The organism is Telluria sp. AIW5 (assembly GCF_056680575.1).
Map to the genome: position 1 here is coordinate 3837591 of NZ_CM155289.1, position 23372 is coordinate 3860962.

The 23372-nt window shown below is 66.6% G+C and carries 22 protein-coding genes; 5 read left to right on the top strand and 17 right to left on the bottom strand.

Annotation, left to right across the window (positions count from 1 at the left end; genetic code table 11):
• Positions 1 to 111 precede the first annotated feature (111 nt).
• Complete coding sequence (locus AC1MEM_RS16990) at positions 112 to 948, top strand: universal stress protein (RefSeq protein WP_499472425.1); 837 nt, start codon at positions 112 to 114, stop codon at positions 946 to 948.
• Between the two features lie 223 nt (positions 949 to 1171).
• On the opposite strand, the gene AC1MEM_RS16995 is transcribed toward AC1MEM_RS16990, so the two are convergent.
• From AC1MEM_RS16995 to AC1MEM_RS17010, 4 genes are read right to left on the bottom strand one after another with little or no spacing between them, the layout of a single operon-like run.
• A complete protein-coding gene (locus AC1MEM_RS16995; protein WP_499472427.1) occupies positions 1172 to 2110 on the bottom strand; it encodes a 3-hydroxyacyl-CoA dehydrogenase NAD-binding domain-containing protein in 939 nt (312 codons plus the stop codon).
• 7 nt (positions 2111 to 2117) lie between these two features.
• Positions 2118 to 2864, bottom strand: coding sequence for an ABC transporter ATP-binding protein (locus AC1MEM_RS17000; RefSeq protein WP_499472429.1), 747 nt, complete (start codon positions 2862 to 2864; stop codon positions 2118 to 2120).
• Positions 2864 to 4648: a branched-chain amino acid ABC transporter ATP-binding protein/permease gene (locus tag AC1MEM_RS17005; RefSeq protein ID WP_499472431.1), complete on the bottom strand. Its 1785-nt coding sequence runs from the start codon at positions 4646 to 4648 to the stop codon at positions 2864 to 2866. Before AC1MEM_RS17005 ends, AC1MEM_RS17000 begins: the two co-directional genes overlap by 1 nt.
• Positions 4645 to 5700 (bottom strand): branched-chain amino acid ABC transporter permease, encoded by a 1056-nt coding sequence (locus tag AC1MEM_RS17010; RefSeq protein ID WP_499472433.1) that lies wholly within the window; start codon positions 5698 to 5700, stop codon positions 4645 to 4647. Before AC1MEM_RS17010 ends, AC1MEM_RS17005 begins: the two co-directional genes overlap by 4 nt.
• A gap of 348 nt (positions 5701 to 6048) precedes the next feature.
• Here AC1MEM_RS17010 and AC1MEM_RS17015 point away from each other — a divergent pair, with 348 nt between their 5' ends.
• On the top strand, positions 6049 to 7215 hold the full coding sequence (locus AC1MEM_RS17015; RefSeq protein WP_499472435.1) for an ABC transporter substrate-binding protein: 1167 nt from the start codon (positions 6049 to 6051) through the stop codon (positions 7213 to 7215).
• Between the two features lie 199 nt (positions 7216 to 7414).
• Here AC1MEM_RS17015 and udk read toward each other — a convergent pair whose 3' ends face one another.
• From udk to AC1MEM_RS17045, 6 genes are all read right to left on the bottom strand, one after another.
• Entirely contained in the window at positions 7415 to 8068 is a 654-nt protein-coding gene (gene udk, locus AC1MEM_RS17020; protein WP_499472437.1) for a uridine kinase, read from the bottom strand.
• A gap of 168 nt (positions 8069 to 8236) precedes the next feature.
• Positions 8237 to 8539 carry a DUF5076 domain-containing protein gene (locus tag AC1MEM_RS17025; RefSeq protein ID WP_499472439.1) on the bottom strand — a complete coding sequence of 101 codons (303 nt, stop codon included), beginning with the start codon at positions 8537 to 8539 and terminating at the stop codon, positions 8237 to 8239.
• 105 nt (positions 8540 to 8644) lie between these two features.
• Positions 8645 to 9601 (bottom strand): diguanylate cyclase, encoded by a 957-nt coding sequence (locus AC1MEM_RS17030; protein ID WP_499472441.1) that lies wholly within the window; start codon positions 9599 to 9601, stop codon positions 8645 to 8647.
• A gap of 84 nt (positions 9602 to 9685) precedes the next feature.
• Entirely contained in the window at positions 9686 to 11131 is a 1446-nt protein-coding gene (locus AC1MEM_RS17035; protein ID WP_499472443.1) for an NAD-dependent succinate-semialdehyde dehydrogenase, read from the bottom strand.
• Between the two features lie 493 nt (positions 11132 to 11624).
• Positions 11625 to 12410 carry a dioxygenase family protein gene (locus tag AC1MEM_RS17040; RefSeq protein ID WP_499472445.1) on the bottom strand — a complete coding sequence of 262 codons (786 nt, stop codon included), beginning with the start codon at positions 12408 to 12410 and terminating at the stop codon, positions 11625 to 11627.
• 290 nt (positions 12411 to 12700) lie between these two features.
• Complete coding sequence (locus AC1MEM_RS17045; protein WP_499472447.1) at positions 12701 to 13597, bottom strand: LysR family transcriptional regulator; 897 nt, start codon at positions 13595 to 13597, stop codon at positions 12701 to 12703.
• A 225-nt stretch (positions 13598 to 13822) separates the two neighbouring features.
• Between AC1MEM_RS17045 and AC1MEM_RS17050 the strand changes: the two genes are divergently transcribed.
• The gene (locus AC1MEM_RS17050) at positions 13823 to 14401 is read left to right on the top strand and encodes a hypothetical protein (protein WP_499472449.1); all 579 of its coding nucleotides are present in this window, start codon (positions 13823 to 13825) and stop codon (positions 14399 to 14401) included.
• Positions 14398 to 14988, top strand: coding sequence for a DUF4123 domain-containing protein (locus AC1MEM_RS17055; RefSeq protein ID WP_499472451.1), 591 nt, complete (start codon positions 14398 to 14400; stop codon positions 14986 to 14988). Before AC1MEM_RS17050 ends, AC1MEM_RS17055 begins: the two co-directional genes overlap by 4 nt.
• Before the next feature lie 22 nt (positions 14989 to 15010).
• Here AC1MEM_RS17055 and AC1MEM_RS17060 read toward each other — a convergent pair whose 3' ends face one another.
• The 7 genes from AC1MEM_RS17060 to AC1MEM_RS17090 all read right to left on the bottom strand — a co-directional run bounded on the left by AC1MEM_RS17060 (position 15011) and on the right by AC1MEM_RS17090 (position 22321).
• The gene (locus tag AC1MEM_RS17060) at positions 15011 to 17230 is read right to left on the bottom strand and encodes an NADP-dependent malic enzyme (RefSeq protein ID WP_499472453.1); all 2220 of its coding nucleotides are present in this window, start codon (positions 17228 to 17230) and stop codon (positions 15011 to 15013) included.
• Positions 17231 to 17391: 161 nt separating this feature from the next.
• Positions 17392 to 18606, bottom strand: a complete 1215-nt coding sequence (hmpA, locus tag AC1MEM_RS17065; protein WP_499472455.1) for an NO-inducible flavohemoprotein — start codon at positions 18604 to 18606, stop codon at positions 17392 to 17394.
• Between the two features lie 82 nt (positions 18607 to 18688).
• Positions 18689 to 19669, bottom strand: coding sequence for an aldo/keto reductase (locus AC1MEM_RS17070; protein WP_499472457.1), 981 nt, complete (start codon positions 19667 to 19669; stop codon positions 18689 to 18691).
• 316 nt (positions 19670 to 19985) lie between these two features.
• Entirely contained in the window at positions 19986 to 20300 is a 315-nt protein-coding gene (locus AC1MEM_RS17075) for an EthD family reductase (protein ID WP_499472458.1), read from the bottom strand.
• Positions 20301 to 20560: 260 nt separating this feature from the next.
• Positions 20561 to 20989 carry a (R)-mandelonitrile lyase gene (locus AC1MEM_RS17080; RefSeq protein WP_499472460.1) on the bottom strand — a complete coding sequence of 143 codons (429 nt, stop codon included), beginning with the start codon at positions 20987 to 20989 and terminating at the stop codon, positions 20561 to 20563.
• A complete protein-coding gene (locus AC1MEM_RS17085) occupies positions 20905 to 21855 on the bottom strand; it encodes a carboxymuconolactone decarboxylase family protein (protein ID WP_499472462.1) in 951 nt (316 codons plus the stop codon). The genes AC1MEM_RS17080 and AC1MEM_RS17085 overlap by 85 nt, the downstream gene beginning before the upstream one ends.
• Positions 21836 to 22321, bottom strand: a complete 486-nt coding sequence (locus AC1MEM_RS17090) for a (R)-mandelonitrile lyase (RefSeq protein WP_499472464.1) — start codon at positions 22319 to 22321, stop codon at positions 21836 to 21838. The genes AC1MEM_RS17085 and AC1MEM_RS17090 overlap by 20 nt, the downstream gene beginning before the upstream one ends.
• Positions 22322 to 22415: 94 nt before the next feature.
• Here AC1MEM_RS17090 and AC1MEM_RS17095 point away from each other — a divergent pair, with 94 nt between their 5' ends.
• A complete protein-coding gene (locus tag AC1MEM_RS17095; protein ID WP_499472466.1) occupies positions 22416 to 23309 on the top strand; it encodes a LysR family transcriptional regulator in 894 nt (297 codons plus the stop codon).
• Positions 23310 to 23372 lie beyond the last annotated feature (63 nt).

Here is a 23372-nt window from a genome sequence, read left to right on the forward strand (position 1 = left end):
GCGCCTGACAGGGCCGGCCGCGCGGCGTACAGTCATCACAGCGACGGGCCGCCCGCTCCCGTGCCCGCCCCGTGTCCCCGCTTTACGGCAAGTTAAACAACAGGAGGAAGCATGTACAAGACCATCGTCGTGCATGTCGACGACAGCAGCGCCATGGATGCACGCCTGCAGGCCGCGGCGCAGCTGGCCAACGCGCACGGGGCCCATCTGGTGGGCAGCGCGTCCACCGGCCTGTCCTGGCCGTCCTACGCCCTGCTGACCGGCTCGATGGCGGTGACCCCGATCGACGAATTCAACGCGCTATGCACGAGTGCGCGCGACAGCCTGCGCGAATTCGCCGAACGCGCGCGCCGGCTCGGCGTGGAGTCGGTCGAAGAACGCATGACCGAGGACGACCATCGGCGTGCGCTGCTACTGCAGTCGCGCTATGCCGACCTGGTCGTCACGGGCCTGAACACGGGCGCGCGCGATGGGGTACGCAATCCTGTGCCCGGCCTGGCGCAATACGTGGCCATGCACGGCGCGCGGCCGGTGCTGGCGGTCCCGCAGGCCTACGCCGGCGAGCCGATCGGCGGGCAAATCGTGGTCGGCTGGGACGGCAGCGTGCAGGCGACGCGCGCGGTACAGGGCGCGCTGCCGCTGCTGGTGGATGCCGGCAGCGTGGTGCTTGCGCTGGTCAATGCCGAGCGCGAACCGGGGCTGCACGGCGAGGAGCCCGGTGCCGACATGGCCCTGTACCTGGCGCGCCACGGGGTGAGCGTCGATGTCGTCACCGAGAAGACGACGGGGCCGGTCGGCGAGGCGCTGCTCGGGATCGCGCATGCATGCGGCGCCGGGCTGCTGGTGACGGGAGCCTTCGGCCACAGCCGCTACCGCGAGCTGGTGCTGGGCGGCGTGTCGCGCGTGCTGCTGGAGCGCAGTACGCTGCCGGTGATGGTGGCGCACTGAGGCCGCGCGGGCCGACCATCGTAGGGTGGGCATGCCCACGCGGAACTTTGCGTCGTGTTTGCCCCGTTTTGACGCCAACTTGACTGCGCCTCGAAACGGCTTCCCGGCTGCACTCGCGGCCCCCGCGGCGCGGTGCCAACGTGACACGAAGGTCCGGGTGGGCATGCCCGGTGAACCCGTCATTGTGGCCATTGGCCACAATGACCCCATACGAGCCCCCTCGTCAGGGCAGCTTGTCCGTCCCTGCCTTCGCCTCGATCAACCCAGCCAGCAGCGCGTCGCGCGTCGGCGCCAGCTGCGTGCTGTCCCGGCCAATCAGCGCCGCCTCGACGCCGGCGGAAAGCTGCTGTTTCAGCTCTTCGGTGATCATCGGCGTGCCGAGGTCCGCCCACCAGCTTTCGATCGGTTCGCCCAGGTGGTCGAGCATATGGCGGATGCCGCCCTCGCCGCCCGACAGGTGCAGGTTCATGAAGGGTCCCATCAGGGCCCAGCGCAGCCCGGGTCCGTAGGCAATGGCCGTGTCGACGTCGGCCACCGTCGCCACGCCCTGCTCGACGAGATAAAACGCTTCGCGCCAGAGCGCGGCCTGCAGGCGGTTGGCGATATGACCCGGCACTTCCTTGCGCACGTGGATCGGGCGTTTGCCGATCGCGGCGTAGAAGGCCATGGCGCGCTCGACTGTCTCACTGGACGTCAGCGCGCCGCCGATGACTTCGACCAGCGGAATCATGTGCGGCGGATTGAAGGGATGGCCGAGCACGACCCGTTCCGGGTGCGCGCAGGCTTCCTGCACCCGGCTCATCAACAGGCCCGATGAGCTCGACGCCAGGATGACTTCGGGCGGCAACAGCGCATCCATCTCGCGGAACAGGGCCAGTTTCAGGTCTTCGCGCTCGGGACCGTTCTCCTGCACGAAGTCGACACCGGCCAGCGCCTCTTTCAGGTCGGTCGAAAAACGCAGGCGATCCGGCGAAGCGCCCTCGGCCAGGCCCATTTGCGTCAGAATCGGCCAGTGGGCGCGTACCGCATCGCGCAGCTTCGCTTCGGCGCCCGGCATCGGGTCGCTCGCGGACACGTCGAAGCCGCGCGCCAGGAAGTAAGCGGCCCAGCTGGCGCCGATGACGCCGGTGCCGATGACGCCAACGCAGCGAATATCTTTCATTTTTTCCTCACGCAGATTTCTTGTTCAGTCCCAGATACGTGTCGATGACCTTCGGATCGTTCGCCAGTTGCGCGGCCGGCCCTTCCATCACGACTTCGCCCGTCTCCAGCACATAGCCGTAGTCGGCGGCCTGCAGCGCGGCGCGCGCGTTCTGTTCGACCAGCAGGATACCGACGCCGGTTTCCTTCAGGCGCACGATGACGCGGAAGATTTCCTTGACGATCAGCGGCGCCAGGCCGAGGCTCGGTTCGTCCAGCATCAGCAAGGCAGGTTTCGCCATCAGCGCACGCCCCAGCGCCACCATCTGGCGTTCGCCGCCGGACATCGTGCCCGCCGCCTGCATGCGCCGTTCGCGCAGGCGCGGGAACAGTTCATACACGGATTCCAGTTGCGCCGCGTAATCCTTTTCGCGCCGTTTATAACGCGTGTAGCTGCCCAGCAGCAGGTTGTCCTCGACGCTCATGGTGGTGAACAGGTCGCGGCTCTCGGGCACCAGGCTCATGCCCTGCGCGACCCGCTGTTCGACCGGATAGCTGCCCACATCGACCCCGCGCAGCAGCACCGCGCCGCGCGTCGAGGCGTTGGCCACCAGCGCGCCCGCGATCGCATTGAGCATGGTCGACTTGCCGGCGCCGTTCGGGCCGATCACGGTCACGATCTGGCCGGCAGGCACCGCAATGTTCAGGCCATGCAGCGCCTCGACCTTGCCGTAGGCGACGTGCAGGTCTTTCACTTGAAGAATCGGCGTCGTCATCAGTCGATCCCTCCCAGGTAGGCTTCCAGCACGGCCGGGTCCTGCTGCACTTCGGCTGGCAGGCCCTGCGCGATTTTGGTACCGAATTCCATGACCACCAGGCGGTCGGTCAGGTTCATGACGAAGTCCATGTCGTGCTCCACCAGCAAGATGCTCATGCCCTCGCCCTTCAGTTTCTTGAGTAAAGTCGCCAGCGCCTCTTTTTCCTTGTAGCGCAGGCCGGCCGCCGGTTCGTCGAGCAGCAGCAGCGCCGGATCGCAACAGAGCGCCCGCGCGATCTCGAGGATACGCTGCTGGCCGAGCGCCAGGTTGCCGGCCTGCTCGTACAGCATCCCGCCGAGGCCCACGCGCTCCAGTTGCGTGCGCGCCTCGAACAGCAGCGCCGTTTCCTCGCCGCGGTCGAGCCCCAGCGCGCTCGACACCACGCCATGCTTCGCACGCAGGTGGGCGCCAATCGCCACGTTCTCGAGCACCGTCATTTCCGGCAGCAGGTGCACGTGCTGGAAGGTGCGGCCGATGCCGAGTTTCACGATCTCGCGCGAGGGCAGCGAATCGATGCGGCGCAGCTCGTCGCCGCCTTTCGTGCCGACCTGCAGGCGGATCTCGCCGCTCGTGACCGGCAGCACGCCGGTCACGAGGTTGAACATGGTCGACTTGCCGGCCCCGTTCGGGCCGATCAGGCCGACGATCTCGCCGCTGTTGACGGTGAAGGCCATGTCGTTGACCGCGACCAGCCCGCCGAACTGCTTGCGCGCCTTGTCGATCACCAGCAGTGGATGGCCGATGGCCGGCTTGTCACGCTGCGCCAGGGCCGCTGCACTGTCGGGCGCCACCGCTTCAGGACGCGAAGGCAGCCAGCGCGCGATGAAAGGCCAGATGCCGTTCCTCGCATGCTGGAGCAGGAGCACCATCAGGATGCCGAAGACGATGATCTCGAAGTTGCCGTTCGAGCCGAGCAAATTCGGCAGGATGCTTTGCAGCTGGTCCTTCAGCACCGTCAGCACGACGGCACCGAGGATGGCGCCCCACAGGTAGCCGGCGCCGCCGATCACGGCCATGAACAGGTATTCGATGCCCGAGTTCAGGCCGAAGGGAGATGGATTCACGGCGCGCTGCAGGTGCGCATACAGCCAGCCGGACACGCAGGCCAGCAAGGCGGCGATCACGAAGATGCGGATCTTCATCGCCGCCGTGTTCACGCCCATCGCTTCGGCCATCAGGCCGCCGCCCCTGAGCGCGCGGATCGCACGGCCCGAGCGCGAATTGAGCAGGTTGCGCAGCAGCGCGACCGCGGCCAGCAGGATCGCCCAGATCAGGAAGAACATGCTGTTGCCGGAGCCGAGATCGAGGCCGAACAGGTGAATCGCGGGGATGCCGCCGATGCCGTCGTATTTGCCGATGAATTCCAGGTTCCCGAACAGGAAATACAGGGACAGGCCCCAGGCAATCGTGCCAAGTGGAAGATAGTGTCCGGACAGGCGCAGCATGATGGCGCCGATGAACAGCGCGGACGCCGCGGTCACAACCAGCCCGCACACGAGGCCCAGCCAGGGCGAAAGACCGTGCGCAGTCGACAGGTAGGCCGTCGCATACGCACCGAGGCCGACGAAGGCAGCCTGGCCGAAGGAGGTCAGGCCGCCGACGCCGGTCAGTAAAACCAGGCCGAGCGCGACGATCGCGTACAGGCCGATGTAGTTGGCCAGCGTGATCCAGTAGGCCGGCAGCGGCAGCAGGCCGAACACGAGGGCGGCGAGCGCCAGTAAAGTCAGGGGACGCCGCATCATGCCTCCTCCTCGTCGATCTGCGGATGGACGATCGAGCGCCACAGCAGCACCGGGATGATCAGGGTGAACACGATGACTTCCTTGAAAGCGCTGGCATAGAAGGACGAATAGGCTTCCAGCAGCCCGACCATCAGGGCGCCGCCGGCCGCCAGCGGATAGCTCGCCAGGCCGCCGATGATGGCGCCGACGAAGCCCTTCAGGCCCATCAGGAAGCCGCTGTCGTAATAGATGGTGGTGATCGGTGCGATCAGCACGCCGCACAGGGTGCCGATGCTCGAGGCCAGCAAGAACGCGAGGCGCCCGGCCTGCGTGGTGCCGATGCCCACCAGGCGCGCGCCGCGGCGGTTCACGGCCGTCGCACGCAGCGCCTTGCCCGAGAGCGTGCGGTCGAAATACAGGTACAGGGCGCCGATCAGCAGCAGCGCGGTGACGATCACGACGATGCTCTGGCCGGACACCGTGAGCGAGCCGACGGTGAAGCTGGCCTCGCTGAACGGCGTGGTGCGCGAACCTTCGGCGCCGAAGATGACGAGGCCGAGGCCGAGCAGGACCAGGTGCACCGCGACCGCCACGATCAGCAGCACCAGCACCGGGCTTTCGGCCAGCGGCTGGAAGGCCACGCGGTAGATCATCGGCCCCATCGGCGCGACGATGGCGAAGGTGAGCGCCAGCTGCGCGATCATCGGCCAGGAGGCGCCTTCGGCCGAGCGCGCGGCCAGGAATACGGCGCCCGGGTACAGCACGAATTTGGCAAGGCTGAGCAGCAGCGCGCGTGAGCGGTTGACCTGGCCGGCGGCGCTGCGCAGCGTGCTCCAGGCTTCCTGCAGGAAGGCGGCCAGGCCGAGGACCAGCATCAGGGCGGCGCTATGCGGCACCTTGCCGGCTTGTAGCGCGGCCATGGTCAGCGCGCCGAAAGCGAGGAATTCGCCGATGGGAATGAAGATCACGCGGGTGATCGAGAACACCAGCACCAGCGCCAGTGCCAGCAGCACATAGACCGCCCCACTGGCGATGCCGTCCTGCGTCAGGATGGCGAAAATCGTTAAATCCATACCGCTGCCAAGGGCATGCCGATACTGTCTGGGGCCTGACGCGTCTCCTCGTCACGCCGCGCATCGATGCTGCCCGCCAGGCCCTCCTTTTTTCGATGTCGTGAATGTTGTTATGCGGCCGGTGGCGTGCGAATTTTCCACTACCGGACAGGGCGTGGGCATCCTTTTTCCATCCGCCATGGTTAAATGATATGCGAAAACAGTTGAGGAACCGGCATTTTTTCCTCCGAGCCAGCCTATACTATTGCCCAGGGAGGTCCAGGCGCCACCAGGTGCCGGGCCAGGTATCGGTTGAACGAAGCACCTTGCCGCCTTGCCGCGGCAGTTTTTAAAACAACAGGAGAGAGCATGACCCGCACGCCCCGCCTCACCCGCATCAGCCAGAGCGTCCTCGCGCTCGCCGCATTGACCGCCGCCCTCAACGTCCACGCGCAGATCAAGGTCGGCGTCTCGATCTCGACCACGGGCCCGGCGGCCTCGCTCGGCATCCCGGAAAAGAACACCTTCGGCCTGCTGCCGACCGAGATCGGCGGCCAGAAGGTGCAATACATCGTGCTCGACGACGCGTCCGACGCGACCCAGGCCGTCAAGAACGCCCGCAAACTCGTCTCCGAAGACAAGGTCGACCTGCTGATCGGCTCCTCGATCACCCCGACTTCGCTGGCGATGGTGGAAGTGGCGGCCGAAACCGAAACGCCGATGATCACGATCGCCGGCGCCGCGCGCATCGTCGAGCCGATGGACGCCAAGCGGCGCTGGGTCTTCAAGACCACCCAGCACGATGGCCAGATGGCGAACGCGATCACCCAGCACATGGCGAACAACGGCGTGAAATCGATGGGCTTCATCGGCTTTTCCGACGCCTACGGCGAAGGCTGGTACGGCGAGATCGCGAAATACGCCCCGGCACGCAAGATCAAGGTCGTCGCCAACGAGCGCTTCGCCCGCACCGACACCTCGGTGACCGGCCAGGTCCTGAAACTGATGTCGGCCAACCCGGACGCGATCCTGATCGCCGGCTCCGGCACCCCGGCCGCGCTGCCGCAAAAGGCGCTGCGCGAGCGCGGCTACAAGGGCAAGATCTACCAGACCCACGGCGTCGCCAACAGCGACTTCCTGCGCGTCTGCGGCGCCGACTGCGAAGGCACCTTCGTTCCGGTCGGCCCGGTGCTGGTGGCAAACCAGCTGCCGGACACGAACCCGGTCAAGAAGACCGCGCTGACCTATGCGAACAAGTACACGGGTGCGTTCGGCAAGGACAGCCTGTCTACTTTTGGGGGCCACGCCTGGGACGCCTCGCTGCTGCTGGCGGAAGCGGCCAAGACCGCGCTGCCGAAGGCCAAGCCGGGCACGAAGGAATTCCGCGCCGCGCTGCGCGATTCGCTCGAGGGCATCAAGAACCTGCCGGCCTCGCACGGCATCTTCAACATGAGCGCCACCAACCACCAGGGCCTGGACCAGCGCGCGCAGGTGATGGTCAAGGTTGAAAAGGGTGCGTGGAAGTACGTGCCGTAAGCATCAGGGCAGCGTAAACGATGGCCGGCTCTTCAGCCGGCCATTTTTTTGTCGATGCGCCCTGGTTCAGCCAGGAAGCCCGATCGTTCGTGACCGCAGGGTGGACTCTTGAGTCCACGCGCTACGCCGCATGCCTGTCGGAATCCCTCGCGTAGCAGCGTCCCGACATGCAGGCCATTGAAGAGGCCGTGTCCGAATGTCAGACCTGACCCTGGCCTTTTTTCAGCTGGCCGATGACGCTCGCCACCTTGGTGGTAATCACATCGACCGCCGGGCCATTCGCGCCGTGCGGCAAAATGACGTCGGCATAACGCTTGGTCGGCTCGATGAACTGCTTGTGCATCGGGCGTACGGTTTCCAGGTACTGGTTGACGACGCTCTCCACCGTGCGGCCGCGCTCGGTAATATCCCTTTGCATGCGGCGGATGAAGCGGACGTCGGCGGCGGTGTCGACAAAGATCTTCAGCGACATCATGTCGCGCAAGTCCGCGTCGTACAAGGCGAACAGGCCTTCGATCACGATGACCGGCGCCGGTTTGACCGGAATGGTCTTGCTGGAGCGGTTGTCGATCGTGAAGTCGTACTCCGGCATCTCGATCGCTTCGCCATTGCGCAGCGCGCGCACGTGCTCTACCAGCAATGGCCAGTCGAAGGCCTGCGGATGGTCGTAATTCTGCTTGCGGCGCACTTCCGGGCTGAGGTCGGACTGGTCGCGGTAGTAATCGTCCTGCATCACGACCGACACCATCTCGGCGCCGAAGGAAGCGAGCACCTGCTGGGTTACCGTCGACTTGCCGCTGCCGCTGCCGCCAGCGACACCAATGACAAACGGAAGGTTGGAAATCTGATTCATCCCCGCATGATACCGGAGCGGCGGCCGAACCGACAGGGGACGCTTGAACCAGGATGCAGTCTTCGGTAGTCTTGTGACGCCTGCTTGAGGATTGAACGTGAACGGCTGCGCCTGGCCGAATGCAGACCTCTCAGCCGTCCGCTTTCGGCCCGAAGCGGAAGGAACGATTCAAACAAATTCGCCCTTTAGTTCAGATGAGGGCACGGCCACCTCGTCGTTGAACTTCGCGACTAGTTTGGCAAGGCTCTCGGTCTCGTTCAAGTTCCCGCCATCTTGCAGTGCTTTAGCGATGTGACGCGCTGCATCTGCGAGGATGGTTCCCCATGCAACCTCCTCATCGATACCCATCCCATCACGGTACATCCCAATTTTCAACGAACAATGCAGTTGACCTCCAGCCACCCATACCCGAAGCATTTCCACGGAATTTGGGTCTTGCAAGGCTGCTTCCGGTATCGGACGTTCGTTCATTGGGTCTCCGTTTCAACGTGTTGAGTACTGCGACCAAACGTCTGCTCTTGGCCGATTGCGGCCCCTCCTGGCGTCCACACCGATTCGTCCCAGCCCGCTTCCTTTTCAATACTCGCCGTCCACCACCACCCTATCGCGCCCGCCGCGCTTGGCCGCATACAGCGCCCCGTCCGCCGCGGCGATCAGGCTCGCCGCCTCGTTCAGGCGGTCCTTGCTGAAACTCGCCACCCCGATGCTGAGCGTAACATGGTCCTTGACCGCGGCCGGCGCATGCGCCAGCGCGCGCCCGGCGATATCGAGACGGATCGCTTCGGCCACGCCGGCCGCCTGCCCGGCCGTGGTGTCGGGCAGGATCGCCGCGAACTCCTCCCCGCCGTAGCGGGCGGCGACGTCCGCCGGGCGTTTGAGCATGCCGGCCAGGCCCTGCGCCACGGTGATGAGGCAGGTGTCGCCCTGCTGGTGCCCGAAGTGGTCGTTGTAGGCCTTGAAGGAATCGATGTCCATCAGCAGCAGCGACAGCGCCCCGCCGTTGCGCTGGGCGCGGCGCAGTTCGCGCTCGAGCGTCATGTCGAAATAGCGGCGGTTGTGGATGCCGGTCAGGCCGTCGACATACGAGCGGGCGCGCAGCGATTCGGCGTGTTCGAGCAGGTGGCGTTCGCGATCGAGCACGCCGGTTAGGTCGCGGATCTCGATCGTGCAGAAGGCCGCCTTGCCCTCCCTGAACGGCGTCACCGCAATCCCCTGCTCGATACGCGCGCCGTCGAAACTGCCGGCTTCCCGCAGCGGGAACGGCGCGCGCTCCAGGCCTTGCGACACGGATTTGGCAGCGCCGTCGACCAGCGCGCCCAGCACGGCCGCTTCGACACGCGAACCGCGCAATTCTGGAAAGACCTCGAACAGCGACTGCTCGCGCACACGCGCCGCGGAACGGCCGGAGCGCGTCGTCATCCAGCGGTTCCAGAGCAGGATGCGATGCTCGCCATCGAGGACGATGACGCCGCAGTCGAGGAAATTCAGGGCATTCACGGCGAGGCCGTCGGTCAGGTCGGTGGAAATCGTCATGCCGACAGTGTAATGGTATTGCGTCAATGCAAAAAGGCCACCGGGCGGAACCGGCGGCCTTTTTTTTACAGACGTGGAATGCGCTTACACGCCGACCATCGATACCGCCTTGGTGTTCAGGTAGCCCTCCATCGCCTCCGGGCCGCCTTCGGTGCCATAGCCCGAATCCTTGATGCCGCCGAACGGCATCTCGGCGCTCGGCGTGGCCGGCTGGTTAATCCACAGCATGCCGACTTCCACGCGGTTCATCAGCAGGTGCGCGTTCCTGATCGAGCGCGTGAAGGCGTAGCCGGCCAGGCCGTAGGGCAGGCGGTTGGCTTCGTTGATCGCGTCTTCCAGGCTGTCGAAACCGCGGATCGCGGCGACCGGGCCGAACGGTTCGTCGTTGAACACGCTCGCTTCCAGAGGCACGTCGGCCAGGATGGTCGGCGCGAAGAAATTGCCGGTGTCGCCGACGCGCTTGCCGCCGAAGGCCAGCGTCGCGCCCTTGGCCTGGGCATCCTCGATCACCTTCGACATCGCGGTGAGGCGACGGGCGTTGGCCAGCGGGCCGAGGGTCGTGCCTTCTTCAAGTCCGTTACCGAGCTTGATACGCTCGGCATGCGCCACGAAGGCGCGCGTAAACTCTTCCTTGACCGCGTTGTGCACCAGGAAGCGGGTCGGCGAGATGCAGACCTGGCCGGCATTGCGGAACTTGGCGCCGCCGGCGGCTTTCACCGCCAGCGCGACGTCGGCGTCGTCCGCGACGATCACCGGCGCGTGGCCGCCCAGCTCCATCGTCACGCGTTTCATGTGGGCGCCGGCCAGCGCGGCCAGCTGCTTGCCGACCGGGGTCGAGCCGGTGAAGGTGACCTTGCGGATCACCGGATGCGGGATCAGGTAGGACGAGATTTCAGCCGGGTCGCCGAACACGAGGCCGACCACGCCCGGCGGAATCCCGGCGTCGACGAAGCACTGCAGCAGCGCGGCCGGCGAGGCCGGGGTCTCTTCCGGCGCCTTGCACAGGAAGGAGCAGCCGGTGGCGAGGGCCGCGCCGAGTTTGCGGACGATCTGGTTGATCGGGAAGTTCCATGGCGTGAAAGCGGCGACCGGGCCGACCGGCTCTTTCAGCACCAGCTGCTGCGCGGCCGGATTACGCGAGGGGACGATGCGGCCGTACACGCGCATGCCCTCGGCGGCGAACCAGTCGATGATGTCGGCGCCGGCCAGGGTCTCGCCCTTGGCTTCGACCAGCGGTTTGCCCTGCTCCTGGGTCAGCAGGCGGGCGATGTCGCCGGCGCGCTCGCGCAGCAGCTGGGCGGCGCGGCGCATGATGGCGGCGCGTTCGAATGCCGGCACGGCGCGCCATGTTTCGAAACCCTTCTGGGCGGCGGCCAGCGCGCGGTCCAGGTCGGCGATCGAAGCATGGGCCACCTTGCCGATCGGCTGGCCGGTGGCCGGGTTCACGACGGGGATGGTCTTGCCGCCGCTGGCGTCTTGCCATTCGTTGGCGATCAGGAGGCGGGTGTCGGGATAGCTGGACGTCGTCATGGGATCAGGTCCTGTATTTGGTTGAGAACGTGATCATACTCCGTGCGCGACCGCCTTGCAGGCATGCGCCGCCACGAGGAGGCGCATGCACGCACCTGCCGATCAGGATCAGCAGCGGCGCGACGACTTCGCCGATGCAGACCAGGTAGCCGCAGGCGCCCGGCAGGCCTGGTGCCAGTCACTTAAGCTAAAGCCGTTGCCGCTTTCACGCGTCTTTTTTCGTTGGCAGCCGTATCAACGTAGGGTGGGCATGCCCACGCGTTACGTACACATGCCCCGCCCTGCTACCTAGCGCTCCGGGCCACCGGGTCTGTGTGGTCGGGCGGTCGGCGCCACGTATGCAAGAGACGAACGTAACGCGTGGGCATGCCCGATGACCCCGTACGTGATGCGACAGCCGGCGGTACCGTCATGGCGGTGGCGCAGAGTCAGAAGGCCGGTTTCCGGCTCGAGTGACCGGCATTACCCGGCAGGCCGGATGTGCGTGCTCGTGTCAGGCGAATGCATAAGCATCCATGGCGAGCACGCCATGTTCGAAACTCGAATGGATCTGCGTCGCGTGCGCGCCCGGCCCGCCCGCGCCGAGCGCGACGAACAGCGGCAGCAGGTGTTCGTCGGTCGGATGGTTCCGGACCGCGAACGGCGCTTCCTGCCGATAGTCGAGCAGCGCGGCGCGGTCATCGGCTTCGATGCGCGACTTGATCCATGCGCCGAATTCGCTCACCCATTCCGGCGCCGGAGCGTCGACCGCCTGGCCGCGGAACTCGTACAGGTTGTGTGTCAGCGAACCCGAGGCGAGGATCAGCACGCCCTCCTCGCGCAGTGGCGCCAGTGCGCGGCCGATCTGTTCATGCAGGGCGGGACCGGCACCGCGCACGATCGAGATTTGCGCGACCGGGATGTCGGCCTGCGGATACATCAGGCGCAGCGGGACCCAGGCGCCGTGGTCGAGGCCGCGGGTGGCGCTGCGGCCGACCGGAAGCTGCGCCGCTTCGAGCAGCGCGGCGGCGCGTTCGGCGGTCTCCGGGGCGCCCGGGGCCGGGTACTGCATCTCGAACAGGGCGCGCGGGAAGCCGCCGAAGTCGTGGATCGTTTCCGGTTGCCGCGCCAGGCTCACGGCCGGGGCACCGGCGGTTTCCCAGTGGGCGGAGACGACCAGGATGGCTTTCGGGCGCGGCAGCGTCGTGCCTAGCTGTTCCAGGAAGCGGCGTGCCGGGCTGTCCTGCAGGGCCAGCATGGGGGAGCCGTGGGAGACGAACAGGGTGGGAAGGGATGCCATGTGATTACCTCGTTTCTTCAGAGCGGCAGAGGCCGCGTCAACATGAAAGCCATTCTAATTGGATCGGCGCGGAGGATAAATATGGCTTACAGGGGAACACTGTCCCAAAAACTGGAACAACCGTAGGGTGGGCACTGCCCACGCGTTACGTACCGACGCATTCCACCTCCCTCCCCCGGAGACCGCGCCCGTCGAAAAGCACGGTCATTGCCATCGCCGCGATCTCCGGACAATGTGCGGTATGCATGGGCACGAACGCGTGGGCATGCCCGCCCTACGGCGCGCGGGCGTCACTCCCACGCCGGGTCCGCAAAGGCCTCGACCAGGAAATCAACCAGCAGCCGCACCTTCGGCGACACGAACTTGCGCGACGGGTAGACGGCGTGGATGCCGAGATCGAGCGAGCGGTAGCCGGCCATGGCTTCGCGCAGGCTTCCCTCCGCCAGGTCCGGCCCCACGATAAAAGTCGGCTGCAGGATGATGCCCTGGTCCTGCAAGGCTGCGGCGCGGCAGGTGTCGCCGCTGTTGGTGCGCACGCGCGGGCGCACCTGCACGGTTTGCGCGCCCCCGGGACCGGTGAAGGGCCAGTGTTCGCCGGTCGAGAACAGGCTGTACGAAATGGTGTCATGGTCGAGGAGTTCGCCTGGTTCGGCCGGCTCGCCGCGCCGCGCGAGGTAAGCGGGCGAGGCGCACAGTACCAGGCGCGTGGAGGCAAGCCGGCGGCTGATCAGCGTCGATGGCGGAAGCTGGCCAATGCGCACCGCGGCGTCGAAGCCCTCCTCGACCAGGTCGACGACGCGGTCCGACAGGCTGATGTCGAGCAGGAGCTTGGGGTGGCGCGCCAGGAAGGCCGGCCACAGCGGCGCCAGGTGCATCAGGCCGAAGCTGACCGGCACGTTCACTTTCAGCAGGCCGCTGGCCTCGCCGCTGCGCGAGGTGATCTCGGCTTCGGCTTCGTCCAGGTTGCCCAGCAGTTCGCGGCAGCGGGCGTGGAAGATGCCGCCTTCGGTCGTCGGCGACAGCTTGCGCGTCGTCCGGTGCAGCAGGCGTACGCCGAGACGCTCTTCGAGTTCGGCGACGTAGCGCGAGACGGCGGCTTTCGACATGTCGAGCACGTCGGCGGCGGCGGTGAAGCTGCCGGCTTCGACCACGGCGGAGAACACCTGCATTTCGAGGAAACGGTCCATTGTCCTGCCAAGTGAAATAATAAGCGCGATTTTACGCCGACTATTCCAGCGCCGGTGGGGCCATCCGCGCGTGCAAAAGTTCGGCCGAGGACGCCACCAGCGATGGAATGGTATTCGAATGGACAAGTTCGCTCTGACCAGGGCCCGGGAGAGAAATCCAGGGATCCCCGACATGCCGCCGACGCTGACGGCACCGTGCCACCGTTAAACGACAACGCACATCGCATGCAAATACGGACCCACGCGCTCGGCCGACACCTCCTGCTGCTGTCGTTATCCGATTTCGAACGCGCGCTGGCGTCCGGCCACATCGCGCCGTGGGAAACCCCTGATTGGGATGATTGCTCGTCCCACGATTTCTTTCGCCAGCATTTTTCCGATGCCTGTGCGGTGCGCGCGTTGCGCGAGGCCTTGCTGCCCTGTAGCCACGACCTCACCCGCATGAGCGATGAGGACGTCCGTGCAGCCGCTGCGCGACAACTGCGTGACGGCACCTGGCGTGTCGGCCACGAATACCGTCTCCACGCCGATACTGCCGGCGTCGCGGCAAGCAGGGCCGCGGGAGGGGCACCGGCACCGGCGCGGCGCCGGGTCGAAGCGCCCCCTGCTCCGCATGCGGCCGCGCCCGTGCGCGCGGCGCCAGCGCGCGAGGCCGCCGGGAGCGCACCGTCCGCGGCCGAATGGACGGAATCCATCGACCAGGCCGCATTTGCCGAGGTGCTGGAGCGCGCCGCCAAAGAGGCAGCGCCTTTTTGTGAAGTCTGCGCCCGCCTGGCCGCGCAGCGAGAGGCGGCTGCCGCATGAACAAACGGGCCCTGGGCAAGCTGACCGATGCACTCTGGCCGGACGGCGACAGGCCCGGCACAGCCCAGGTGCACTGGCTGCTCGACGGAGCGCGCGATCCCGAGATTTCCCGGCTGGTCCGTTCCGGCGGGCTGGAATACACCTGCCTGTTCAGCGGGCGCCTGCATCCGCGCCTCGAGGCTGCCGCGCCCTACCTGGTTCACCTGTCGGCCCGCTCGCCCAGCACGGACCGCCTGCTGCGCCAGGGATGGGGCAAGGCCTGGGGTATCCTGGCCGTCGCGCCCACCGGCATCAGCCTGGGCCAGCACAGGCTGCATTTCAAAAAACTGCTGCGCGTACAGACCGAGGAAGGCGTCGTCCTCGCATTCCGCTACTACGATCCGCGCGTCCTCAACCTGTATCTGCCAACCTGTACGAAACAGGAACGGCAGACCGTGTTCGGCCCCTTGCATACCCTGGTGGCGGAGACGAACGAAGGCGCTGGCCTGCGCATGTTCCGCTCCGATTACACAGGCGGAGGCAGTGTCGGCGTCACCCTGTCCGACAGGGTGCACGGTGACGCGGGCGGCGCGGCCGGCGCCGGATGATCCGGCGCATCCGGCAAGGCGCTCAAGGCGCCGGGTCGCCCTCGCCCCTGTTCGATGCCGCCAGCGCCGTCATGTTGACGATCCGGCGCACCGTCGCGCTCGGACTCAAAATGTGCACCGGCTTCGCCGCCCCGAGCAGGATCGGCCCGACGGTGACGCCCTTGCCCGCCGCCACCTTCAGCACGTTGAACAGGATGTTGGCCGCGTCCAGCGACGGCATCACCAGCAGGTTGGCGCTGCCGGCGAAGCCGTCCTCGATCGCGTAGAGCGAGCGGATCTCTTCCGACAGCGCCGCGTCGCCGTGGATTTCGCCGACCGCCGCCAGCCCCGGCGCGCTTTGCGCCAGCAGTGCGCGTGCTTCGCGCACGCGGCGCGCCGACGGCCGCTCGGAGGAACCGAGCGAGGAATGCGACAGCAGGGCCACCTTCGGCTCGAGGCCGAACTGGCGCAGTTCATCCGCCGCCATGCGCGCGATTGCCGCCAGTTCCCGGGCGCTCGGCTGGTCGTTGACATAGGTGTCGGTGATGAACAGGGTCAGCTTGTCGAGCACCAGCGCGTTCATCGCCGCCATCACCTCGGCGCCGGGCGCGAGGCCGATCTCCTTCTGTACGTGCGCCAGGTGGCTGTCGTAACTGCCCTTCATGCCGCAGATCAGGGCGTCGACCTCGCCGGCATTCAGCAGGCGCGTGCCCTGCAAGGTGGTGTCGCCCTCGGCTTCGACCAGCGTGTAATCCACATCGCGCTTCAGGCGCAGGCCCGCTTCCCGGATCGCGCGTTCGACCGCCGCGCCTTGCCCGATCAGCACCGGCTTTGCCAGGCCCTCGTCGACCACCGTCTGAACCGCGCGCAGCACACGGCGGTCGTCGGCTTCCGCATATGCGACGCGGCGGCCGTTGGCCTTGGCGCGCGCAAACACCGGCTTCATGAAGAAGCCGGTGTGATAGATCATCTGCGCCAGTTTCTCGCGGTAGGCCGCCATGTCGGTGATCGGCCGCGAGGCCACGCCGGAGGCGGCGGCCGCCTCGGCCACGCGCGGCGCAATGGCCGCCAGCAGGCGCGGGTCGAAGGGTTTCGGGATGATGTACTCGGGACCAAAGGACAGGTCCTGGCCTTCGTAGGCGGACGCCACGACATCGCTCGCTTCCGCTTCGGCCAGTTCGGCGATCGCCGTGACGCAGGCCAGCTTCATCTCGTCGGTGATGCGGGTCGCGCCGCAGTCCAGGGCGCCGCGGAAGATGTAGGGGAAGCAGAGGACGTTGTTGACCTGGTTCGGATAGTCCGAGCGGCCGGTGGCGATGATGCAGTCGGGCCGCGCGGCACGCGCCACTTCGGGCCGGATCTCCGGCTCGGGATTGGCCAGCGCCAGGATCACCGGCTGGCGCGCCATCGTCTTGACCATCTCGCCGGTCAGGACGCCCGCGGTCGAGCAGCCGAGGAAGACGTCGGCCTCAAGCACGATGTCGGCCAGTGTGCGCGCACCGGTCTGCTGCGCGTAACGCGCCTTGTTGGCCTCCATGTTCGCTTCGCGGCCGACGTAGATGACGCCCTTCGAATCGGTGACGAAGATGTTCTCGCGTTTTACGCCCAGCACCACCATCATGTCGAGGCAGGCGATCGCCGCCGCGCCCGCGCCGGAGGCCACGAGTTTAATCTGGCCGATCTCCTTGCCGACCACCTTCAGGGCGTTCAGCAGCGCGGCACTCGAGATGATCGCGGTGCCATGCTGGTCGTCGTGGAAGACGGGGATGTTCATGCGCTCGCGCAGCTGCTTCTCGATGTAGAAGCATTCGGGCGCCTTGATGTCTTCCAGGTTGATGCCGCCCACCGTCGGCTCGAGCATGGCGATTGCCTCGACCAGCTTGTCGGGATCGTTCTCGGCCAGCTCGAGGTCGAACACGTCGACCCCGGCGAATTTCTTGAACAGGCAACCTTTGCCCTCCATGACCGGCTTCGAGGCCAGCGGCCCGATGTTGCCGAGGCCAAGCACGGCGGTGCCGTTCGTGATCACCGCCACCAGGTTGGCGCGCGAGGTGTACTCGGCCGCCATGGCGGGGTCCGCCGCGATCTCCTCGCAGGCATAGGCCACGCCCGGCGAATAGGCCAGCGACAGGTCGCGCTGGTTCGACAGCGGCTTTGTTGCGACCACCTCGATCTTGCCGCGGGTCGGGCTGCGGTGGTATTCGAGGGCGTCGGCGCGCAATTGGGTGTCGCGCTCTTCGTTTTGGGTCGATTCAGTACTCATGCTGTCTCCTGGCCTGGTTGGTGTGTGAGTTCGGCGATGGCCGTGCGCTTCCGTATGCCGTGGGCATGGCGGGCGCTGGCGCCACGCCATGCAGCGTCAAGTGTAGCGCGGCGGCGCAAAGGCGTGGTCCGGTTGCCGGAAATGCGGCGGGACGAAGCGTGCTACTCCGCGAACAGGTCCGGACCGAATACCTCGTAATGCACCCGCGTTTCCGGGATCCCGCGCCTGAGCAGCGCATCGTGCTGCTGGCGCATGAAGGGAATCGGGCCGCAGATGTAGTAGTCGGCGTCCGGCAGCAGGATGGCGTCGGCGATCCTGTCGATGTCGACCAGGCCGGGGAAGTCGAAATCCCTGCCCTGCTGGTCCTGCGGCAGCGCTTCGTTATAGAAGGTGAAGGTCGTGAAATTCGGATGCTGCGCCGCGGTGGCGCGCAGGTGGTCCTTCATCGCATGCACGCTGCTGTTGCGGGCGCCGTGGACGAACACGATCTGGCGGTTCGGCGACTGCAGCACGCGGTTGAGCATGCTGATCATCGGCGTCAGCCCGACCCCGCCGCTGATCAGGACGACCGGCGTCGCCGCATTCACGTCGACGAAGAAATTCCCGTAGGGCGCCGCCAGCTGGAGCGTGTCGCCGGCCTGCACCTCGTCGTGCAGCAGGGTCGACACATAGCCTTTCTGGTCCGGATCGGCGCCGCCTTCGCGCTTGACCGAGATGCGGTAGCTGCGGCCATTCGGTGCATCCGACAGGCTGTACTGGCGAATCTGCTGCAGGCCCAGGCGCGGCACGGCCAGGCGCAGGCTGATGTACTGGCCGGGCTCGAAATTGACCAGCGGCTGGCCGTCGGCCGGCTCCAGCACGAAGGAAGTGATGACATCGCTCTCGGGCTGCTTCGCCGCCACCACGAAGTCGCGCCAGCCGGTCCAGCCGCCCTGTTCCGCGACGGTGTGCTCGCGCAGCTCGCTCTCGCGGCCCATGAGGATATCGGCCAGGTTGCCGTAGGCCTGGGCCCAGGCCGAGATGATGTCGTCGGTCGCGGCATCGCCCAGCACCGCCTTGATCGCCCCCAGCAGGTGCTCGCCGACGATCGGATAGTGTTCGGGCTTCACGCCCAGGCTGGCGTGCTTGTTGGCGATCCCTTCGAGCACGGCCGCCAGGCAGGAGGGATCCTCGATGTTGGCGGCGTAGGCATACACCGCCCGCGCCAGCGCCTCCTGCTGCTGGCCGCGCTCCTGGTGGCGCATGTTGAAGACGTTCTTGAGCTCCGGATGGGCGTCCAGCAGGCTGCGGTAGAAATGCTTGATGATGTCGTAGCCGTGCGCCGCGAGGACGGGTGCGGTGGCCTTGACGGTGTCCTTGGTCTGTTGAGTAAGCATGGACTGTCTCCTTTGTCGGGGTGTCGATTGTCCGCCAGCCGCAGGGAGCCCGGCGCACCGGACCGGGGGGAGCCGCCCCCCTTCAGCGCCCGACGAGCTTCTGCCGCTCCGGCGAATAACGCGCGCCCAGCACGGGAACGGCGGCGATCGCCTTCTCGATGTCGGCCACGTCCTGCGGGCCGAGCCGCACATCCACCGCGGCGATGTTTTCTTCCAGGCGGTGCAGTTTGGTCGTGCCCGGAATCGGCACGATCCACGGCTTGCGCGCCAGCAGCCAGGCCAGTGCGATCTGCGCCGCCGTTACGCCCTGGTGGCGGGCGATCTCCTTGATCACCTCGACCACCGCCCCGTTCGCCTTGCGCGCCTCCTGGCTGAAGCGCGGCACCGTGTTGCGGTAGTCGCTGCTGTGGAAGCTGGTGTGCTCGTCGATGGCGCCGGTGAGGAAGCCCCTGCCCAGCGGGCTGAAGGGAACGAAGCCGATGCCCAGTTCCTCGAGCGCCGGCAGGATCTCCGTTTCCGGTTCGCGCCACCAGAGAGAATACTCGCTTTGCAGCGCCGTCACCGGCTGCACCGCATGGGCGCGGCGGATGGTGTCGACGCCCGCCTCCGAGAGGCCGAAATGCCCGACCTTGCCTTCGCGGATCAGGTCGGCCACGGTGCCGGCCACGTCCTCGATCGGCACGTTCGGGTCGACCCGGTGCTGGTAGAACAGGTCGATGCGGTCCGTGCGCAGGCGTTTCAGCGATTCTTCCGCCACCGCGCGGATGCGCTCCGGGCGGCTGTCGAGGCCGGCCTTGGTGTCGCCGTCGCGGAAGCCGAACTTGGTCGCGATGACGACCTGCTCGCGGCATGGGGCCAGCGCTTCGCCGACCACCTGTTCGTTGATGGCGCCGTAGGCTTCGGCCGTATCGAAGAAGCTGACGCCGCGCTCGACGGCCGCGCGGATCAGGGCGACGGCATCTGTCGCTTCCATGGCGGGGCCGTAGGCGTAACTGAGGCCCATGCAGCCGAGGCCGATGGCGGAGACTTCGAGGCCGCTGTTGCCGAGTGTTCGTTTTTGCATTGTGTTCTCCTGTATGGGTGGACGCGGATCGCGCCGGTCACTGCGCTCCCGTCTTGCAGGGTCAATGCTACGCCTGCGGGCGGCGCTTGATTAGTCTCTCTGACGATGGGGTGCGCGCGAAACAGGCAAGACAAGCTCGGGGGCAGATGGCTTGGGGGGCGGAAGCTGGAGTAAAGACGATATTGGTGGCAGCGCGACTATTCCTGCGTTGGTTGAACGCGTGGGCGGGGAACCCGCCCACCCTACGGATATCAGATCCCGTCGCGGCGTACACAGGGTGTCTCCCTGGTTGTCGAAGCGAACGGCCCGGCTCGGCTCAGCCGACCAGGACGTCGCTGATCTGAATCACCGGCGTCTGGTTGGTGTAGTTGGGGATGTCGGCCATGATGGCCTTGGTATGGGGACCGAAGCTGGACTGGAAGGCCTCGACCGAATCGCAGAACAGGTGGCCCATCGCGATGTAGGGAGCGTTCGCGTCAGGCGAGCCGGAGGCGATCGCCCGGTCCACCGTGTAGTACTTGCAATGCTCGCCCATCAGGTTCTTCACCATGGGCATGTGCCGGTCGCGGTAGTAGGCCTCGTCGAAACGGGCGTCCGGTCCGTTTGGATACATCACGCTTACCTTGATCATCGTCGGTCTCCTCGTTGTGGTTGGCTCAGGTAGCCGAACTCATCGTGCGCCCTTGGCGCGCAGTTTGCAAGTAGCACGTTGAGGTCCGGGCGCGTGCCACTCCCTTGTCGTGCCCGACCATGCCGAGGTCCCAGCTGTTGAACGGCTCGGGCAGCTCGTCGTAGCTCCCGCGGGCGTTGATGGCGCTGGTCCGGGTTCGCGATTGCGGACGCCCCGTCACGAACCTGGGGCGCCGCCGCGCACCTGGCCCTGTGCTGCGGTCAATGCGTGTGCGCCGGCGCGTCGGCAATCGGTCCCGACGTATATTCCTCGTCGGTCACCTGCTCCATCCACACGACGTTGACGCCGTCGAGCGCTTCCTGGATGGCGATGTGGGTCATCGACGTGGTCGCCGTCGCGCCGTGCCAGTGCTTGTGGCCGGGCGGGCACCAGATCACGTCGCCGGCGCGGATCTCCACGCGCGGTTCGCCTTCGCACTGGGTCCAGCCGCAGCCGGCGGTCACGATCAGCGTCTGCCCCAGCGGGTGGGTGTGCCAGGCCGAACGTGCGCACGGTTCGAAGGTGACGCTGGCGCACGAGACGCGCGATGGCGCCGGCGGCGCATTCAGTGGGTCGATGCGGACGGTGCCGGTGAACCAGGCTTCAGGGCCTTTGATGGAGGGCTGCGAGCCCACGCGTTTGAGTTCCATGTCTGTTCCTTTTGATTGTGGTTTATTTGACGGCTGCCGCGCCCGGACGTTTCGCGAACACGTCCTTGAAGACCGGCAGCGCCGAGAACACGTTCGGCCAGCCGGCATAGAAGGCCAGCTGGGTCAGCATCTCGGACGCCTGTTTCCCTGTAAGCCCATTGTCCATCGCGGTTCAGGTGGTAGGCGATTTGCGCTACCTGGCCGCTTGCGACCAGCGCGCTCACGGTGACCATGCTGCGATCGCGCGGCGCCAGGCCCGGCCGCAGCCAGAGGTCGCGGAACAGCGCATCGGTCGTGTACTGGACCACGCCCGGCGCCACCTTGCCGAAATTCTCTTCGACCATCGCGGCGCGCTTGTCCTCGGCTTCCCTGTCGAGCGGCAGCAAGGGTACTTGCGCGGCAGGCAGCTGGTCGGCGCCGATCTTGCGCGCGGCGAACACGCCTTTCGCGGTATGCACGGCTGCCATCGCGTTCGGCCAGCCGGAGTAGAAAGCGAGGTGGGTGACGAGCTCCGAGATCTCGCCCGGCGTCACGCCCTTGTCGAGCGCCAGGTTCAGGTAAGTCGGCAGCTCGGCCGGCTGGTTGCGTGCGACCAGCAAGGACAAGGTCACGATGCTGCGGTCGCGCGGCGACAGGCCGGGACGCTTCCATACCTCGTCCAGCAACAGGTGCCGGGTGTAATGCTCGAGTGCGGGTGCCACCATATGGTTCTCCTTGGGTGATGTGGGCTGCGCGGCCTGCGCCGCTGCGCAGCACAGCGCGGCCATGGCGGCCAGCGCTTGCGCCGCCGCGCGCCGCTTGTTTACCGTCGTGTTTACCGTCGTGTTTGCCGTCGTGTTTGCCGTCTTATTTACTGTATTGGTCATCGCTGACCTTTTCCATCCATTCGACGTTCTTGCCGTTGGCCGAGTCCTGGATCGCCAGGTGCGTCATGGCCGTCGTCGGCGCCGCGCCGTGCCAATGCTTCACGCCGGGCGGCGTCCAGACGACGTCGCCGGGACGGAGCTCCTGCACTGGGCCGCCCGCCTGCTGCACGCGGCCGACGCCGGCGGTGACGACCAGCACCTGCCCCATCGGGTGCGTATGCCAGGCCGAGCGCGCGCCCGGCACGAAAGTCACGGCGGCGCCCGAGGTAGCCGAGGGCGCATGCACACCGAACAGCGGATCGACCCGTACGGTCCCGGTGAAATACTGCGCCGGGCCCTTGCTTGAAGCCTGGCTGCCGGCGCGGGCGATGGTCATCCCGGGGGGCTTGCCGGCGCCGGTCTGTGCGCATGCCGGCGCGGCCAGGGCCAGGGCCAGCGCCAGCGCCCTTGGAATCACTGTCTTCATTTGTTCTCCCCTGAGGCGGTTCCACCGCACTATAGGCGAGGCAGAGCCATGAGAGAACAGCTAAACTCTTCTAACCGATATGCAAAAGATTCATATGGCAAAGCTCAACCTCAATACCTTGTCCGCTTTCGTCGCCGTCGCGCGCGAGCGCAGCTTCACCCGTGCGGCCGCCCGGCTCGGGGTGTCGCAGTCGGCACTGAGCCATACGATCCGGTCGATGGAAGAAAAGCTGGGCGTCCGCCTGCTGACGCGTACCACCCGCGGGGTGGCGACGACCGAAGCGGGCGAACGCCTGCTGGCGAACGTCGGCCCCTACTACGACGGCATCGAAGCGGAACTGGCGGCACTGGGCGAGCTGCGCGACAAGCCGGCCGGCCTGATTCGCATCAGCGCGCACGACCATGCGGCCAGCACCATCCTGTGGCCGAAGTTGGCCGCGCTGCTGCCGGAGTATCCGGAACTGCGTATCGAAATCACGATCAGCTACGGCCTGATCGACATCGTCGCCGAACGCCACGACGCCGGCGTCAGGCTCGGCGACCAGGTGGCGAAGGACATGATCGCGGTGCGCATCGCGCCCGACATGAAGATGGTGGTGGTGGGCGCGCCCGCCTACTTCAGCAGGCGCGCGCCGCCGCTGGTCCCGCAAGACCTCACAAGCCATAACTGCGCCAACCTGCGCCTGCCGACACATGGCGGCCTGTACGCCTGGGAGTTCGAGAAGGATGGCCGGCAACTGGACGTGCAGGTGCCGGGACAGATGATCTTCAACACCACGCCCCAGATGCTGGCCGCGGCGGCACAGGGCAACGGCCTGGCCTACGTGCCCGAGGATGTGGCGCAGCCCCTGGTTGCGGAGGGAAGCCTGGTGCGGGTGCTGGACGACTGGACGCCGGTGTTCCCCGGCTACCACCTGTACTACCCGAGCCGGCGCCAGGCATCGCCCGCGTTTTCGCTGGTGGTGGACGCGCTGCGCCACCGGGCCTGATGGGAATGGGCCGAAGGCGTCCATCCATTCGTACAACATTATTTTCGGTGTCGGGACACATAT

Coding starts and splice junctions, on each gene's coding strand:
- AC1MEM_RS17090 (WP_499472464.1), bottom strand. CDS start 22,321: ATGAAGACAGTGATTCCAAGGGCGCTGGCGCTGGCCCTGGCCCTGGCC.
- AC1MEM_RS16990 (WP_499472425.1), top strand. CDS start 112: ATGTACAAGACCATCGTCGTGCATGTCGACGACAGCAGCGCCATGGAT.
- AC1MEM_RS17070 (WP_499472457.1), bottom strand. CDS start 19,669: ATGCAAAAACGAACACTCGGCAACAGCGGCCTCGAAGTCTCCGCCATC.
- AC1MEM_RS17050 (WP_499472449.1), top strand. CDS start 13,823: ATGCAAATACGGACCCACGCGCTCGGCCGACACCTCCTGCTGCTGTCG.
- AC1MEM_RS17035 (WP_499472443.1), bottom strand. CDS start 11,131: ATGACGACGTCCAGCTATCCCGACACCCGCCTCCTGATCGCCAACGAA.
- AC1MEM_RS17040 (WP_499472445.1), bottom strand. CDS start 12,410: ATGGCATCCCTTCCCACCCTGTTCGTCTCCCACGGCTCCCCCATGCTG.
- AC1MEM_RS17060 (WP_499472453.1), bottom strand. CDS start 17,230: ATGAGTACTGAATCGACCCAAAACGAAGAGCGCGACACCCAATTGCGC.
- AC1MEM_RS17055 (WP_499472451.1), top strand. CDS start 14,398: ATGAACAAACGGGCCCTGGGCAAGCTGACCGATGCACTCTGGCCGGAC.
- AC1MEM_RS17085 (WP_499472462.1), bottom strand. CDS start 21,855: ATGACCAATACAGTAAATAAGACGGCAAACACGACGGCAAACACGACG.
- AC1MEM_RS16995 (WP_499472427.1), bottom strand. CDS start 2,110: ATGAAAGATATTCGCTGCGTTGGCGTCATCGGCACCGGCGTCATCGGC.
- udk (WP_499472437.1), bottom strand. CDS start 8,068: ATGAATCAGATTTCCAACCTTCCGTTTGTCATTGGTGTCGCTGGCGGC.
- AC1MEM_RS17010 (WP_499472433.1), bottom strand. CDS start 5,700: ATGGATTTAACGATTTTCGCCATCCTGACGCAGGACGGCATCGCCAGT.
- AC1MEM_RS17045 (WP_499472447.1), bottom strand. CDS start 13,597: ATGGACCGTTTCCTCGAAATGCAGGTGTTCTCCGCCGTGGTCGAAGCC.
- AC1MEM_RS17015 (WP_499472435.1), top strand. CDS start 6,049: ATGACCCGCACGCCCCGCCTCACCCGCATCAGCCAGAGCGTCCTCGCG.
- AC1MEM_RS17075 (WP_499472458.1), bottom strand. CDS start 20,300: ATGATCAAGGTAAGCGTGATGTATCCAAACGGACCGGACGCCCGTTTC.
- AC1MEM_RS17030 (WP_499472441.1), bottom strand. CDS start 9,601: ATGACGATTTCCACCGACCTGACCGACGGCCTCGCCGTGAATGCCCTG.
- AC1MEM_RS17005 (WP_499472431.1), bottom strand. CDS start 4,648: ATGATGCGGCGTCCCCTGACTTTACTGGCGCTCGCCGCCCTCGTGTTC.
- AC1MEM_RS17080 (WP_499472460.1), bottom strand. CDS start 20,989: ATGGAACTCAAACGCGTGGGCTCGCAGCCCTCCATCAAAGGCCCTGAA.
- hmpA (WP_499472455.1), bottom strand. CDS start 18,606: ATGCTTACTCAACAGACCAAGGACACCGTCAAGGCCACCGCACCCGTC.
- AC1MEM_RS17095 (WP_499472466.1), top strand. CDS start 22,416: ATGGCAAAGCTCAACCTCAATACCTTGTCCGCTTTCGTCGCCGTCGCG.
- AC1MEM_RS17000 (WP_499472429.1), bottom strand. CDS start 2,864: ATGACGACGCCGATTCTTCAAGTGAAAGACCTGCACGTCGCCTACGGC.
- AC1MEM_RS17025 (WP_499472439.1), bottom strand. CDS start 8,539: ATGAACGAACGTCCGATACCGGAAGCAGCCTTGCAAGACCCAAATTCC.